This is a genomic window from Microcoleus sp. LAD1_D3 (genome assembly GCF_036702135.1).
Taxonomy (GTDB): Bacteria; Cyanobacteriota; Cyanobacteriia; order Cyanobacteriales; family Microcoleaceae; genus Microcoleus.
Genome location: NZ_JAUBSB010000017.1, coordinates 52,061 through 66,982, shown reverse-complemented (window position 1 = coordinate 66,982; position 14,922 = coordinate 52,061). Strand labels below are relative to the sequence as shown.

General features: G+C 44.7%; 12 protein-coding genes. 7 read left to right on the top strand and 5 right to left on the bottom strand.

Annotated elements, in window-relative coordinates; genetic code table 11:
• Positions 1–12: 12 nt before the first annotated feature.
• The 4 genes from QUA74_RS12630 to QUA74_RS12615 form a co-directional block, all read right to left on the bottom strand.
• Complete coding sequence (locus tag QUA74_RS12630) at positions 13–1,302, bottom strand: TerD family protein (RefSeq protein WP_333328973.1); 1,290 nt, start codon at positions 1,300–1,302, stop codon at positions 13–15.
• 99 nt (positions 1,303–1,401) lie between these two features.
• A complete protein-coding gene (locus QUA74_RS12625) occupies positions 1,402–1,974 on the bottom strand; it encodes a TerD family protein (protein WP_333328970.1) in 573 nt (190 codons plus the stop codon).
• Positions 1,975–2,028: 54 nt separating this feature from the next.
• Positions 2,029–2,562, bottom strand: a complete 534-nt coding sequence (def, locus tag QUA74_RS12620; RefSeq protein WP_333328966.1) for a peptide deformylase — start codon at positions 2,560–2,562, stop codon at positions 2,029–2,031.
• Positions 2,563–2,651: 89 nt separating this feature from the next.
• Positions 2,652–3,893, bottom strand: coding sequence for an HhoA/HhoB/HtrA family serine endopeptidase (locus QUA74_RS12615; RefSeq protein ID WP_333328963.1), 1,242 nt, complete (start codon positions 3,891–3,893; stop codon positions 2,652–2,654).
• Positions 3,894–4,101: 208 nt separating this feature from the next.
• On the opposite strand from QUA74_RS12615, the gene dnaA reads away from it, so the two are divergent.
• From dnaA to dnaN, 3 genes are all read left to right on the top strand, one after another.
• Positions 4,102–5,469: a chromosomal replication initiator protein DnaA gene (dnaA, locus tag QUA74_RS12610; RefSeq protein WP_333328960.1), complete on the top strand. Its 1,368-nt coding sequence runs from the start codon at positions 4,102–4,104 to the stop codon at positions 5,467–5,469.
• Between the two features lie 359 nt (positions 5,470–5,828).
• Positions 5,829–6,020 (top strand): hypothetical protein, encoded by a 192-nt coding sequence (locus QUA74_RS12605; RefSeq protein WP_333328957.1) that lies wholly within the window; start codon positions 5,829–5,831, stop codon positions 6,018–6,020.
• 237 nt (positions 6,021–6,257) lie between these two features.
• Positions 6,258–7,397: a DNA polymerase III subunit beta gene (gene dnaN, locus QUA74_RS12600; RefSeq protein ID WP_006632140.1), complete on the top strand. Its 1,140-nt coding sequence runs from the start codon at positions 6,258–6,260 to the stop codon at positions 7,395–7,397.
• A 272-nt stretch (positions 7,398–7,669) separates the two neighbouring features.
• On the opposite strand, the gene QUA74_RS12595 is transcribed toward dnaN, so the two are convergent.
• Entirely contained in the window at positions 7,670–9,109 is a 1,440-nt protein-coding gene (locus QUA74_RS12595; protein ID WP_333328954.1) for an ATP-binding protein, read from the bottom strand.
• Between the two features lie 983 nt (positions 9,110–10,092).
• Here QUA74_RS12595 and QUA74_RS12590 point away from each other — a divergent pair.
• The 4 genes from QUA74_RS12590 (at position 10,093) to QUA74_RS12575 (ending at position 14,671) form a co-directional block, all read left to right on the top strand.
• On the top strand, positions 10,093–11,172 hold the full coding sequence (locus QUA74_RS12590) for a permease (protein ID WP_333328951.1): 1,080 nt from the start codon (positions 10,093–10,095) through the stop codon (positions 11,170–11,172).
• A gap of 144 nt (positions 11,173–11,316) precedes the next feature.
• Complete coding sequence (locus QUA74_RS12585; protein WP_333328948.1) at positions 11,317–12,105, top strand: TIGR03943 family putative permease subunit; 789 nt, start codon at positions 11,317–11,319, stop codon at positions 12,103–12,105.
• Positions 12,106–12,287: 182 nt separating this feature from the next.
• Positions 12,288–13,664, top strand: a complete 1,377-nt coding sequence (locus tag QUA74_RS12580) for an oligosaccharide flippase family protein (RefSeq protein ID WP_333328945.1) — start codon at positions 12,288–12,290, stop codon at positions 13,662–13,664.
• A gap of 122 nt (positions 13,665–13,786) precedes the next feature.
• Positions 13,787–14,671 (top strand): hypothetical protein, encoded by an 885-nt coding sequence (locus QUA74_RS12575; protein WP_333328942.1) that lies wholly within the window; start codon positions 13,787–13,789, stop codon positions 14,669–14,671.
• Positions 14,672–14,922: the final 251 nt, after the last annotated feature.

The window sequence follows — 14,922 nt, the reverse complement described above, 5'->3', positions numbered from 1 at the left end:
CGACTGCCACCACTACTTAGTGTCGGCATACCAATTAAATCCAAATCCGTAGTAGCGATCGGCTTCTTCATGTCCGCGAAAGTATCTTTCCTCTTTGAGTATTACAATCTGGGAACCTATCTTCTCAATCATAGCCGCCGCACAAAAATTTCTATTGCTATCTGGATTATCGAGTTCGAGATATACTTCTTCACCGTTGCTGATTTTGAACAACATTCGTCCCCGCACAGTTTTAAAGTCGCGAACCCCTGCGTAGATGAAACCAAAAAACATCACCCGTTTAATCAAATCAGGTCTAAAAATATACATATTTTCTCCCTCAGTCGCGCCAGTGCGGTCATCTTTATCGAGAAATATGTAGGGTGAAGACATTTTTGAGCCGAAGCATTTTCCCAAGGGCTGAATCACTCCCTTTTCGCCGTTAGCCATCTCGTACATACAACCAAGATCCAGATCGGGAGTCCCCTTTACTCCCAGGAATTTTTCCGAAAATCTGCCCCGATTTTGCACTTCTTCCCAGTCGAGATTGGCGTGAACTGCAAGCAACTCAGAACTACCTGATTTACTGAGGTTTATTTTGTGCGAGTCGCCTGTTTTTTCAAGTTTTATTGCCATACCTTTCTGAATTTTCCCGCTAGCTTCAGGCATCTCTAATTTAGGCAGTTCTACTTTCTTGACTTTAGGCGCTTCTAGTGTCTTTTCTTCCGGTTTAATCTCTGAATGATACTTGTCAACAAAACTCTGCAACCCTGCTTTATATCCTTGCCCTACGGCCTGAAATCTCCAAGCTGCATCTTTTTTATACAACCGTCCAAACTCGACTGCTGTTTCTTCAGAAAAAGCTTCTGTTAAATCATAGCGGGCTAGTTCGCTGTCGGTTTCGCGATCGTACAATCGGATAAAAGCATTTCTGATTTGGCTGAAATTTTGATGTTTAGCTTGTGCGTCGTGAATCGTGACCACAAAAACGATTTCCTCAACAGCAGCCGTTACTTTTTCTAAGTCTACATAAATTGTCTCGTCATCTCCTTGAGTTTGACCAGTTTGATTATCTCCAGAATGGGCGATCGCTCCGTCCGGCGACTGCGAGTTATTGTAAAATACAAAGTATCTTTCATCGGGAATCTTGCCGTCTGCACCTAATGCAAAAACAGAGGCATCGATATCGCAGCTTTGCGGGTTTGAGTTCGATAAACTTAGTTCAGTTGCTATTTCCCACCCCAGGGCGATCGCAACTTTTGTTAAATTAGGAGATGTTTTAGAAAGATTAAATCTTTCGCCCTTCTTTAATTGAATTCCCATCTGGTTTATCACCTCATGAGTCTGATTGCTTAAAATCGAGGGAAACATTCCTGCTTCCGAATTTCCCCTCGATTTATTTAGCTAGGAGCGATCGCTTTTTTATGCGGCATACTTCTCTACAAAGCTTTGCAAGCCGGAATTGTAGCCTTGTCCTACAGCTTGGAACCTCCACTCACCGTCTTTTTTGTAAAGTCTGCCAAACTCTACCGCTGTCTCCTTAGCAAAATCCTCGTCCAAATCGTACTTCGTTACCTCTGTGTTAGTAGTAGTGTCGTAAATCCTGATAAAAGCATTCCGCACTTGACCGAAGTTTTGCCTTCTCGATTCTGCTTCGTGGATAGTTACCACAAACACAATTTCTTGCACCGCCGGATCGATTTTGGTTAAATCGACGGTAACTGTTTCATCATCGCCAAAGCCTTCTCCGGTTCTGCTATCTCCCAGATGTATTACAGAAGTGTCCGGCGACTCCTTGTTGTTGTAGAAAACAAAGTATTTTTCGCCGGGAATTTTGCCAGTAGCCCCCAACATAAACACGGAAGCATCTAAGTCAAATGCTGCGCCGGTGTCTGTAGCATTGGTATCCCATCCCAAACCAATTCCGGCATTTTTCAGCCCGGGTGCTTCTTTAGAGAGATTGATTCTCCCGCCTTTTTCTAAGTTGATAGACATTCGCCCTCCTATTCACAACATCACTGGTGTTACTACTAGCAATTATATCAAGTGTTATAGTAAGTTGACAATTTGCTTTTGGTACTCGTCCTCTGTGATTAGTTCGTGGGTATTTTCCACTCTGTCTAAAAACACGATTCCATCTAAATGGTCGTGTTCGTGTTGAAAAATTCGGGCCACAAAGTCTGTCAATTCTTGTCGGTGGAGTTTGCCGTCTCTACAGGTGTATTCTATCTCGATCGCCCTACTTCTCGGCACCAATCCCCGAATACCCGGAATGCTCAAACAGCCTTCCCAGTCTTTGACTGTCTCTGTTGATGCAGCCACAATCCGCGGATTAATCATTGCTGTGGGTTCCATGTGGGGTGCTTGGGGATACCGCAAATTGGGGCGGGATGCGACGATGAACAGGCGATCGGACTGAGCCGCTTGAGGGGCGGCAATCCCTACTCCGTGCGCGTGTTGTACGGTAGAAATTAGGTTGTCGATTAACTGTTGAATGCGATCGTCCTTAATATTCTCGACAACTTGCGACGGGCGACGCAGCACGGGATTTCCTAATTGTGAGATTTGTAAGAGTTCTGCCATATTAATTAGTCATTGGTAATTGCTAATTGGTATATGGTAACAACTGTCAACCGTCAACTGTCAACTGTCAACCGTCAACTGTCAACAGATTATCTAACTTTTTGAACCGGCAAACTCCCCGGTTTAACAGTCAAATTAACTATTTGCCCGTTGCGATTAATCTCCATTTGTAACAGACCGCCAACCTTAGCATTTTGCACAAACTCCTGAACAGCTTCCGACTGAATAATCGGCTGATTATTAATTTTTTGAATCACATCTCCAGCCCGCAAACCGGCTGCTGCTGCCGGAGAATTAGGAACAACGCTAACAATAGCCACACCCCGATCGACTGCAACTCGCAGGCTGCTGTTAGCGTTGCTGTTAATTTGCTGCTTAACCTCCGGAGTCAGCGTCGCCATTTCAATTCCCAAATAAGCGTGTTCGACTTTCCCTGTCGTAATCAGTTCCTTCGCCACCTGTTGGGCCGCCTGAATGGGAATCGCAAACCCCAATCCTTGAGCACCTTGAATAATCGCCGTATTCATGCCAATAACTTGACCCGAAGCATTCAGCAGCGGGCCACCGGAATTCCCCGGATTAATTGCAGCGTCTGTTTGAATAAAACCGATCCGCTTGTCGGGTACGCCGACATCAGAACTCGATCGCCCCGTAGCGCTAATAATCCCCGCAGTTACGGAATTGTCCAAACCCAAAGGATTACCGATCGCGATCGCCCATTCCCCAGGCAACAGCTTATCCGAATTGCCGATCGTCACCACAGGCACATTATTCGCCTCAATCTTCACCACAGCCACATCCGTCACCTTATCCGCCCCCAACACCTGCCCCTGAAAGCTGCGGCCGTCCTTGAGAGTTACATTTACCGTATCGGCTCCCTCTACAACGTGAGCGTTAGTGAGAATCAAGCCGTCGGCACCGATGACAAAACCCGAACCAGTGCCCCGTTCGATCCCGCCTCGGCCGCCCGAATTCGGTTCTCTCCCAAAAAAATCTTCCGGCGACAGCCCTCTATTTCCCGGTTTCACCCGGCGCGAAGCATCGATCCGAACCACTGCCGGGCCAACTTTTGCCACCGCAGCCACAATAAAATTCACATTAGCCGCGTCGCCGGACAAGGAAACAGGCGGCAAGACTTTGCTAGCTTGATCCTTTGTATTAGGAGGCAGTTGCAATTTCGGTTCCAGCGCCCTTTGTCCCGAATCGCCAGAATTTGCACGAAATTGAGAAACCGTCAGACGATCGCCCAACATGGCGGCTCCGGCTCCCGTTACCAGCAGCAATATGTAAATTGCCGGTTGCTTCCAAAATTTGCCAGTAGAACTCTTCATGGCCATGTTTTAAGGCTTTCCTGCCAAATCTAAATATTTGCTGAACAGCTCCCCGATACCTGGTTTGGGCTGCAGAGCCGCAAAATTTTTGGGCGATGGCGTCCCGCCCCGCAAGCTACGGCAGACTCCCTTAAACTTTAGCATCTGACGACTAAACTCTCTAGACTATAAACTTAATCTCTTGAATGCCGATCGGCAGAGGTGAGCGATGGACATTCCCCTCGAAAGTCTGTGGAATCAGATACTTGAACGTCTCCAGGTACAACTGAGCAGACCTAGCTTTGAGACGTGGATCAAAACTGCCCGCGCCGAACAACTCGAAAATAACTGTTTGATCGTCAGCGCCCCCAACCCCTTTGCTCGCAATTGGTTGCAAAAATATTACGTCAAAACCATTGCCGATGCAGTCTACGAAATTCTCGGCTATCCCGTAGACATTTACTTGACCATTGCCGGAGGAAACGAAACAGGCGGCAGCAGTGACTCCGCCATGATTTGGCCCTCCCCCATCGCCGATATGGAAAGCCACTCGCTTCACCCCCCCAAACCCGCCAATTTAAACCCCAAATACCTATTTTCCCGCTTTGTTGTCGGTTCTAACAACCGCATGGCTCACGCAGCTTCCCTTGCGGTAGCTGAGTCTCCTGGCCGAGAATTCAATCCCCTATTTTTGTGCGGTGGCGTTGGTTTGGGCAAAACTCATTTGATGCAGGCGATCGGTCATTATCGCTTGGAAATTGACCCCAACGCCAAGATTTTTTACGTTTCTACTGAGAAATTTACTAACGATTTAATCGCCGCAATTAGGAAAGATAGTATGCAAACTTTCCGCGATCATTATCGAGCAGCCGATGTTTTATTAATAGACGACATCCAATTTATAGAAGGCAAAGAATATACTCAAGAAGAATTTTTTCACACTTTTAATACTTTGCACGAAGCCGGGAATCAAGTAGTTTTAGCTTCCGATCGCCCGCCGCAGCAAATCCCACGCCTGCAAGAGCGTTTGTGTTCCAGATTTTCCATGGGATTAATTGCCGACATTCAATTGCCAGACTTGGAAACTAGGATGGCAATTTTGCAGAAAAAAGCCGAGTATGAAAATATGCGTCTGCCGCGAGATGTCATTGAATACATTGCTTCTAGTTACACTTCCAACGTTCGGGAATTGGAAGGTGCTTTGATTCGGGCGGTAGCATATCTTTCAATTACCGGTTTGCCGATGACCGTGGAGAATATCACCCCGGTTTTGAACCCGCAAACTGAAAGCGTAGAGGCGACTCCCGATGCAGTAATTGCAGTTGTGGCAGAGGAGTTTGATGTTTCTGTTGAAGATTTGAAAGGCATTTCCCGCAGGCGAGAAATTAGTCTGGCACGTCAAATAGGGATGTATTTAATTCGGCAGCATACTGGTTTGAGTTTGCCGAAAGTGGGCGAAGTGTTCGGTGGCAAAGATCACACGACTGTGCTTTACAGTTGTGACAAAATTGCTCAGTTGCGGAACACTGACCCGAATTTGGCTCAAACTTTGCGTCAGTTGAGCGATCGAATTAATGTTGTCAGCCGCAAAACTTGAGAAGAAGTCAGTTGTTAGTTGTCAGTTGTCAGTTGTTACACCAATGACTCTATGCAGCGATTTCAAGATGGGAATCATCGAAGGGCATTAGTGTCAACTTAACGTAAAACCCATAGTCCGGCAGGGGTTGAAACAAGAGCCTCAAAGCTAAAATCCTCTTGCATAGGACTAATGAGCTCTTCAGTCCTCTTTGAGAGGACTTTAGCTATAAGCCCCGTGGAATTCATTCCCTGGCGAAGAGTGCCGGGTGGGCGGCAGGACTGGCGGACAAAAAGCTTAAGTTGACACCTATGATCGAAGGGGTAACTCTCGCATAACAGACAATCTCTATGCGTAGCAGCTAGCCTGTGGAAAAACCTGTGGAAAAGTTGCCCTCAGTTTGTGGAAAACTTTACTCGCTCGCCCGAAACAGTTTTTGCACAAAAATGGGCGATCGACCTCAACAGCTTTTCCACAAGTTTTCCACAAGTATTTATTACCTAAGAGTGACGCCCAGCAAGCAGTTAGCTTTTTTTTCCACAGTTTCCACAGGGCGATCGGTACAAAAATAATTCAATAAATTAAAAAAAACTGATGATCCCTGCACACCCAACACAGATAATTCGCGATGCGCGCTGACTTCAGAAACCCGGTTTCTACGAAGATTTCTGGTTTTTACAGACAAAATTTTGCCTAGAAACCCGGTTTCTAGCCCCATGCTTAAGCCCTACACACAGAAAAACCGACCCGCTGGCTTTCTGTGATACGATTTGTTTCTGTTTCAAATCCGGTTAATTAACCTTCCTACCATGAAATTGGTTTGCACCCAAAGTGACCTCAACGCCAACCTCTCGTTGGTAAGTCGGGCCGTTCCCTCCCGCCCGACACATCCGGTACTCGCCAACGTGCTCTTAGTAGCGGATGAGGAAAATCAGCGGGTTAGCTTGACAGCTTTCGATCTCAGTTTGGGCATTCGCACCAGCTTCGCAGCAGAAGTAACAGGCGGCGGCAGTTTTACCATACCCGCTAAATTACTCAACGATATTGTTTCGAGACTCCCAGATGGAGAGATTACTTTAGAAGACGAAGCGGGGGACACCGTAGCATATCTCACTTGCAGTTCTGGCAGCTACCAAGTTAGAGGCATGGGCCCAGAAGAATTCCCAGAATTGCCCGCAATCGAAGCCGGAACAATCCTCAAATTGCCGCCGGAAGCCTTGATAGAAGGACTCAAAGGAACTTTATTTGCTACTAGCCCCGACGAGGCAAAACAGGTACTTGCAGGCGTGCATTTAAAGGTATTGCAAGATTGCTTGGAATTTGCAGCTACAGACGGCCACAGATTGGCAGTAGTTCAAACTGCCAATGAAAAAGCTGAAGGCGAAGAAACCCAAGAAGAATTTGAGGTGACAGTCCCCGCTAAAGCATTGCGGGAAGTAGAAAGAATGCTGGTGATGCGCCAGTGGACTGAACCTGTCACCCTGCATTTTGAACACGGTCAAGTAGTGTTTGAATGGGCAGACCAGCGGCTGACAACCCGCACCTTGGAAGGGCAGTATCCCGCATATCGGCAGTTAATTCCGCCGTCTTTTGAGCGACAAATTACCTTAGAAAGGCGATCGTTCTTAGCAGCAGTTGAAAGAATAGCAGTTTTTGCCGACCAAAAAAATAATATTCTCAAATGCAGCATCGACGAGGAGAATCAGGAAATTACTTTGTCTGTAGATGCTAAAGATGTCGGCTGCGGCAAAGAGTCAATGCCGGCACAGATTTCTGGAGATAGCATAGATATTGCTTTCAACGTGAAATACTTAATTGACATTTTGAAAACTGCTCAATCCCCAGAAATTCAACTGCAATTAAACGGTGCTTTAGCCCCCGTAATTTTCCAGCCTTTGGGCGGAGTTAATGCTACATTCTTGGTAATGCCTGTTCAGCTAAGAGCTTAAAAAGAGTCAGTAGTCATTAGTCATTAGTCAGTAGTCATTAGTCATTAGTCAGTAGTCATTAGTCATTAGTCATCAATCAACAATCACCGATGGTGCAACCGGAATTGATATAATTCATCTGCGTTAATCGGTGTTAATCTGCCTGTATCTGCGGTTAAAAAAAGAGAATTTATTAACCGCAGATGACAATGGACTGACGCTGATTCACGCAGATCAAGAGAAGAGAGATAGGAATAATTCCGATGCTAACAGATTTGATATGACTTATTGCTTCAAATCAATGGCAACAAAATTTCAAATTCAGTACCTGTACCGGGCGTAGAATGCAAATTCAGCTTGCCTTTATGCTTTTCCGTAACAATTTGATGGGTAATTGCCAAGCCCAAACCTGTACCTTTCCCCGCCGGTTTGGTGGTGAAAAATGTCTCAAAAATCCGCCGCTGAATTTCTGGAGGAATTCCCGGCCCGTTATCGGCAATTCGGATGGCTATCCAAGCGTTATTTTGATTTTTTTCCGCCGCTTCTAGGGAGAAGTCGCCGTTTTGGCTGGCGGATGATAGCTGTTTTGCATTTTGTCGATCGCCCATAGCATAATTTTGAATTAATTCCGAATTCACGCAGTCTCCGTCCGAACTGTCTATTACCTCGGTTTCAATAGTAATCACAGGCACAAAACCTTTTTCTGCTTGTTCCTCTTCCAAAGCGTCGATCGCATTGCTGATGATATTCATAAATACCTGGCTCAACTGACCAGAGTAACACTTGAATAAAGGCAAATCACCATAGCTTTTAACTACTTTAATCCCGTACTTCAGACGGTTTTTCATAATTAGCAGCGTACTGTCAATACATTCGTGGATGTTAGCTTCTTTCAAATGGGTTTCGTCCATGTGAGAAAAGGTGTGCAGACTGGTGACGAGTTCGGTCAGCCTCTGTGATGAAACTTTCATACTTTTGAGAATTTCCACCCAATCTTCTTGCAAAAAATCAAATTCTATGTGTTTTTTGAGTTCGCCAATTTTTTCGCTGTCACCCACAATGTGTTCGTAAGCAGACAGCAACTCCATGATATCTTTCGAGTAGTTGGACAAAAAGCCGAGATTTCCGCTGATGCAGGTGAGGGGATTTCTAATTTCGTGGGCGACTCCAGCTACCATCTGCCCCAAACTGGCTAGTTTTTCAGTTTGAATTAGTTGAGATTGAGTTTGCTGCCTCAGCAATTTTGTCGCTAGTTCATGAATGTTGGATTGGGCTACTAACAGTTCGTGCACGTCTAGCAAACTATAAGTTTGAGACGACACTTGAACTACAATCGGTTCGTAAAGCAGTTCTTTCGATCGCAACAACGACTTCCTGGCTGCATCCACGATTAAAGTATTGCTGGGAAAAATTAAACTCTCAGTTTCGGCAAAGCGGTACAAAGCCCTCACAGGTCGTTTTAAAAATAATTCTCGCCCAAAAGGACGGCTGATAAATTCTAAAAATCTCCGCCGGGAAATCATGCCTGCAAATTCACCTTGATGGGTCACAATGACTCCCGGTAATAGCGGATTAGCTTCTAACATCTGAGAAATTCGCATTCCCCAATCCGTAGCTTCTACCTGAAAATCGTAAAGCGACAATTGTTGGAGAGTAGAGTCTAAACAAAGTTCTCCTAGGTCAGCCTCGGAGATGGGTTGGACGGGTCTTTCTACGCAGGAGGTATTCAACATAAATTTATCAGCACGCTTTTTTGGGTTCTATTTGCCGGCAGACATTCAGCTACCAAAGGTCAGCAGGTGAGTGGCTGAGTGCTTTGACCGGCATCCCCCTGGCAAACTGCATTTTAAATTACACAAAAAACTGACTGTAGTAAATGGAATTTTACCACTTAAAGTATTAGGCAAGATTGAGAATAGCCCAGATAAATGCGCCCTGGTAATTATACCTGACTTTATTTTATACTGACTTGAGCGGTATTAACGCTTGGTTCGACTATTTAACTATTCATTAACCTTAAGTTATCGTCTTAACCTTTTGTTAATACGTTTTTGTACTGAGAAATATAATTGATTGACAATAGAATAAAATCGCAATTGCCCGATCGCCAACACGATGCAGCCCGTCAGCAGACAAGTTAAAAGCAGAAATTCGGGGGGTCGCGTCCCGGAGTTTTAGCTTGCAATCGCGATGGCGGGACGCCTTTCAAGCTAGGGCATTTGAGGCGATTTTATCCCATCTCCCCGATCCGGTACTCGCAACCCCCCGTAACGCTCAGCCAGCGACACACCTGCCAGTGGGTCACCTATAGGTTTGTAGTGAAAACTAAAGTCATCGCTAAAAACCAATTTTATAGAGATCGTTATATAAAACACTTAGCCTCGCCCGCAATCTCCAAAATCTGCCTTGGCATTTGTTCTACAATCAATTATTGTTAACCGCAAAATCTATCAAATCTGCGACGGTTGGCAGAGTCAATTATTGATTGGCTGTACGAGGCGGATATGAATAAAATCTTTGTTAAATTCAAACAACTTTAACCAGTCCAAATTATTCAAGGCATCAGGATTGATTAAATTATAATATTTACAAAATCCAGCAAAAAAAAGGCTAAAAAAAATAACTGGATCTTAATTTAGTGCTATGCTTTGTTATGATATACAAGGAGTTCTACCAAAGACGTATAACTAAATAGCAATCTACCCGTAGGTGATCGATGCAACCCGCCCTGACAAATCAGTTAAACAATGCTTTCACCCTGTTTCTCAGCTTGTTAGTAGAGGCAATACCTTTTCTGCTGCTGGGAGTTTTATTCTCAGGTTTGCTGCTGGGCTTTGTAGACGAACGCAAACTCGTATCGCGCATCCCGCGAAACCCGCTGCTGGCGGCTTTGATGGGCAGTTCGATCGGCTTTTTGTTTCCCGTGTGCGAGTGCGGTAACGTGCCAGTAGCCCGCAGGCTACTGATGCAGGGAGTGCCCGCACCAGCCGCGATCGGCTTTTTGCTCGCAGCCCCCACCATCAACCCCGTGGTAATTTGGGCGACTTGGACGGCATTTCGCGATCAGCCAGAAATTGTAGTTTTGCGGGTGGTATTTTCTCTGTCTATAGCTACAATTATCGGCTGGGTGTTCAGCGCCCAAAAAGACTTGCGGCCTCTGCTGCACCCGTCTGTAGCCCGCGCCATTCCCCTCCCAAAACCAGAGTTTTCCAAAAAAGAACTCGTCCAAGCCAACACTCCGCTGCTGTTGCAGTCGGGAACATTTATGCTCGGTCAGCCGGGGGGGGCGGTGCCGATCGAATCTTTGCTACAAGACAACTGGCAGCCATTACAAACAGGCAAAACAGAAAAAACCTCGAAACGTTCCTCGATGTTCCACCCTGTTTCTAAAGAGCGTCTGCGCCTGCTTTTAGATACTATGGTACAGGAGTTGCGCGAATTGGGAGGAGTGTTGGTGATCGGAAGTGCGATCGCGGCCATCATTCAAGTAGGAGCCCCCCGCGAACTAATTCTCAACCTCGGCCAAGGCCCCGTTTCCTCGATTCTAGCCATGCTGCTCTTAGGCGCAGTGGTATCGATTTGTTCTACAGTAGATGCCTTTTTTGCCCTGTCTTTTGCTTCCACATTTACCAGCGGTTCGCTGTTAGCATTTCTCGTTTTCGGCCCGATGATTGACCTCAAAGGCATCGGTTTAATGCTGTCAATTTTTAAAGGTAGATCCGTAGTTTACTTAGTTGTCTTGGCAGCTCAGTTAACCTTTTTAATGACCCTCGCTGTCAACTTGCATTTAGGTTAATAAATTAGCTCGAACAGACCACTAATACCATTTTCGATTTTCAATGACCTTGCTCCACGACACGGAAGTCACGGATATACGGGTAAGTATTTTTTTCTTTTCCCTCTTCCCTCTTACCTCTTGTTTCCCAATCACTATTAAAAAATGAATCTTAAAAAAATTAGCCCTTGGCTGGACGCCCTAGCTATCTTAGCCTGGGGAATACTGCTTCTTAAATATTGGATTAGCGGCAAATTAAGCATTCTCATTCACCCCAATTACTTTGGCTTGACTCTAGCGGGAGGAATCGGCTTAATGGTTATTGGCGGGTTAAAAACTTGGGAACTCTTAAAACTCGATCGCCTCACAAAGCAATCGCGGACATCAGCAGCAAATAACTCTCTCAGAATCACAGAAGTTGAACACGTTACTTTGTTTCCCCCCAGTATCGGCAGCACCTTAATGTTGAGCGTCGCATTAATAGGTTTACTCACAACGCCACGCACTTTTACCAGCCAGACAGCATTAGAACGAGGCCTCACCGAATCCCTGCCCATCACCAGACTGCAACCCCAAGAATTTCGCAATACTACAAAACCCGAACAGCGCTCGCTCGTCGAATGGGTGCGGCTGCTAAATTTCAACCCCGAACCGGACACATACAGAGGTCAAAAAGTCAAAGTTCAAGGATTTGTAATTCATCCCCCTAACCTAGCAGAACAATATATGTGGATCGGGCGTTTTATCATTACCTGCTGCGCGGCAGACGCTTATCCGATCGGGTTGCCAGTAAAATTACTGATCGGTCAAAGTCGCACCACCTTTGCCCCAGACAGTTGGCTAGAAATAGAAGGAGAAACGATCGTAGAAGAACTGCAAGGCAAGCGCAAATTAATCATTCAAGCATCCTCCCTCAAACCAATTCCTGAACCCAAAAACCCTTATGATTATTAGATGGAGAGTAAGTATGAGATTAAATTTTACCTTTATTGCGAGATGGACAGTCCCGATCCAACTTGCGTCTACCTATGAAGATACGGTAAAGTCAGCAAGAAAAGTGGCAGCATCATCCTGTAGGAGTTGCAAATAACAAATTCAGCAACTACACTCGTAATTAGGAAATAAATTCTGAGTATATGTCATCAGAAAAAAAATTAGCTATCAAAGGTGCTGCCTGGACGATCGCCAGCTATGGAAGCAGTCAAATTATCCGATTTGGCAGTAACTTAATCCTGACGCGTCTGCTTTTGCCCGAATTATTTGGTCTGGTAGGTCTAAGCTACGTTTTTATAACAGGGATCAACTTATTTACAGACATAGGTTTGGGCCCAAGTATCATCCAGAATAAGCGCGGGGAAGATCCTCAATTTCTCAACACCGCTTGGACACTGCAAGTTATTCGCAGCTTGTTCATTTTCATTTGTTTGATTATAATTACCCAGCCCGTTGCTAGTTTTTATGAAGAGCCCCGTCTTCTGTGGTTGATTCCAATAATAGGTATAAATTCCTTACTAGGAGGGTTTAAATCCACTGCCACAGCCAGCCTAGAACGCAAAATGGCAGTGAAGAAAGTAGTAATTTTTGAGTTGGTCATACAGATTGTTTCTACAACAGTGATGATTGTCTGGGCCTGGTTCGATCGCAGCATCTGGGCGATCCTCGTCGCTGGCTTTACTGGAGCTTTAATGGAGCTAGTATGGAGCCATTTTTTGATTCCCGGCAAGTCAAACCGCTTTGCTTGGGATAAAGCAGCAGCTAAAGAAATATTTTCTTATGGGAAATGGATATTTTTGTCTACGGCTTTGTTTTTCTTGTGTTCTCAAGCCGATAGACTCATCCTCGGAAAAATATTTACTTTAACAATGTTGGGCATTTACGGAATCGCTTTTACCCTGGGGGATATGCCACGCCAAGTCATTATCGCCATTAGTGGCCGGGTGATTTTTCCCTCGATTTCTATGCTGGCAGAGTTGCCGCGGGAGGAGTTGCGCGCCAAGATACTCAAGAACCGCAAGCTAATTCTAATACCATTAGCCGTAGGTTTAGCAATTTTTGTGAGTTTTGGAGATCAGTTAATTTTAATACTGTATCGAAAAGAGTATGCGGCGGCATCTTGGATGATGCCAATCTTGGCGTTAGGTATCTGGCACACCACCCTCCACAATATGATGGGTTCTTGTCTGTTAGCCGTAGGAAAGTCTCAGTACCCAGCTATAGGCAATCTACTGACTTTTGTGAATCTATGTATAAGTATACCGCTGGGATACTACTTAAAAGGTAATTTAGGTGCCGTGATTGCTGTAGCTCTCGGCGACCTTCCTACCTATGCAGTAACTAACTACGGTTTGTGGAAAGAAGGACTAACTTGTTTTTGGCAGGATATTCAATTAACAGCGCTGTTTGTAGGGGTGCTGGCCACTCTACTTGGGTGTAGAGTCGTTTTTAATTTGGGTCTGCCAATCGATAAAATATCACCGATGGATTTAGTTCCAATCAATCAACTGTTTCAGTAAACCAAAAGGAGATTGTCTATATGTCAGCCGAAAATAATACAAGAAGAAAAGTAATGCACTTTATCTTTTTACAAATGGCTCTGTTACAAGAAATATCGAGAGTAGCCACGAGGTATACTAAAATGATGTTTTTTTACCAAAGAAATCGCATTATAAATTTGTTCAAAGAAAACGAACAGCCCGAAAAAGAACGCCCCAAAGTCTTTGCGGCGGTCGCACACATTACATCAGTTGAAGAATCTAACAATCCAGAAAAAGGCGCAGAAAAAATAGAGAGACTCAGGCACACAATAGATGGACTGTTGACGAGTTTTGCTCATTGCGACCTGAGTATTACTATCCAAACTCTACCGAACAGGCACGTTACAGCCTACTTACCCGAATATCAAATTAAGCGCATTCAGATACAAGAAGGCCCTGAATGCGACCCCATGTTTGTAGAGTTTAGACTTCAGGAAGAATTTGTCGAAAGAGTAGAAAAATTTGACTGGTTTTTATTCATAGAAGATGACATTGTTTTGTACGATGCTTTCGTTCTAGAAAAATTAGAAAAATTTAACCGAGAAAGCGGCTATGAGAATGCTATTCTTTACCCAAACCGTTTTGAAATGTATCAAGGAACCAAGAGATATATTGATTTGACAGTAGATTCGCAGCTCTCGTGGAATCAGCTATCTAGTGTAGAGATAGAAAGTGTAAAATTTGCTGAGTTTAGCAATCCTCATTCAGCATTTTACTGCTTGTCAAAAAGCCAGATGAAACACTGGATCAAATCAGGTCGCTTCTTCAAAAATCAAGTAGTGAATGTCGGGCTTTTAGAGAGTGCAGCAACTTTTTGTCTGTTGGAATGTTTCTCGCTATATAAGCCTCACCCGTCAAACTTAAACTATTTTGAGGTCAGGCATTACGATAGCAAATATTCTAAGCTATATCCCGAACCGGAATCTCCGTATACACTATCAGCGGTTAATAAGAATTCCCACACACCAATCGTCAAGGGTTCGTGAAAGGGAGATAAGTAGTGGTCATGATTCTTAGTAGGATGGGTAGATAGCCAGCGTTACCCCTCAACCTATTAAAGAACTAGCGATTTGAGATTGGAGATTAAATTAAAAATCAAAAATTTCAAACAGTGTTGGACGCAACTGGCACAATAGTAGGGTGCTCTACTTTCCTCAAAGCCTCTCTCGATCAAGCAATTTTTAGCTCTGAGGCCTCCTAAAAGGTAAAATCTATAATTTCACATCTCCACTCGGTT

Bases quoted from the DNA above. Each gene is read 5' to 3' on its own strand.
- QUA74_RS12630 (WP_333328973.1), bottom strand. From the start codon at position 1,302: ATGGGAATTCAATTAAAGAAGGGCGAAAGATTTAATCTTTCTAAAACA.
- QUA74_RS12625 (WP_333328970.1), bottom strand. From the start codon at position 1,974: ATGTCTATCAACTTAGAAAAAGGCGGGAGAATCAATCTCTCTAAAGAA.
- def (WP_333328966.1), bottom strand. From the start codon at position 2,562: ATGGCAGAACTCTTACAAATCTCACAATTAGGAAATCCCGTGCTGCGT.
- QUA74_RS12615 (WP_333328963.1), bottom strand. From the start codon at position 3,893: ATGAAGAGTTCTACTGGCAAATTTTGGAAGCAACCGGCAATTTACATA.
- dnaA (WP_333328960.1), top strand. From the start codon at position 4,102: ATGGACATTCCCCTCGAAAGTCTGTGGAATCAGATACTTGAACGTCTC.
- dnaN (WP_006632140.1), top strand. From the start codon at position 6,258: ATGAAATTGGTTTGCACCCAAAGTGACCTCAACGCCAACCTCTCGTTG.
- QUA74_RS12595 (WP_333328954.1), bottom strand. From the start codon at position 9,109: ATGTTGAATACCTCCTGCGTAGAAAGACCCGTCCAACCCATCTCCGAG.
- QUA74_RS12590 (WP_333328951.1), top strand. From the start codon at position 10,093: ATGCAACCCGCCCTGACAAATCAGTTAAACAATGCTTTCACCCTGTTT.
- QUA74_RS12585 (WP_333328948.1), top strand. From the start codon at position 11,317: ATGAATCTTAAAAAAATTAGCCCTTGGCTGGACGCCCTAGCTATCTTA.
- QUA74_RS12580 (WP_333328945.1), top strand. From the start codon at position 12,288: ATGTCATCAGAAAAAAAATTAGCTATCAAAGGTGCTGCCTGGACGATC.
- QUA74_RS12575 (WP_333328942.1), top strand. From the start codon at position 13,787: ATGATGTTTTTTTACCAAAGAAATCGCATTATAAATTTGTTCAAAGAA.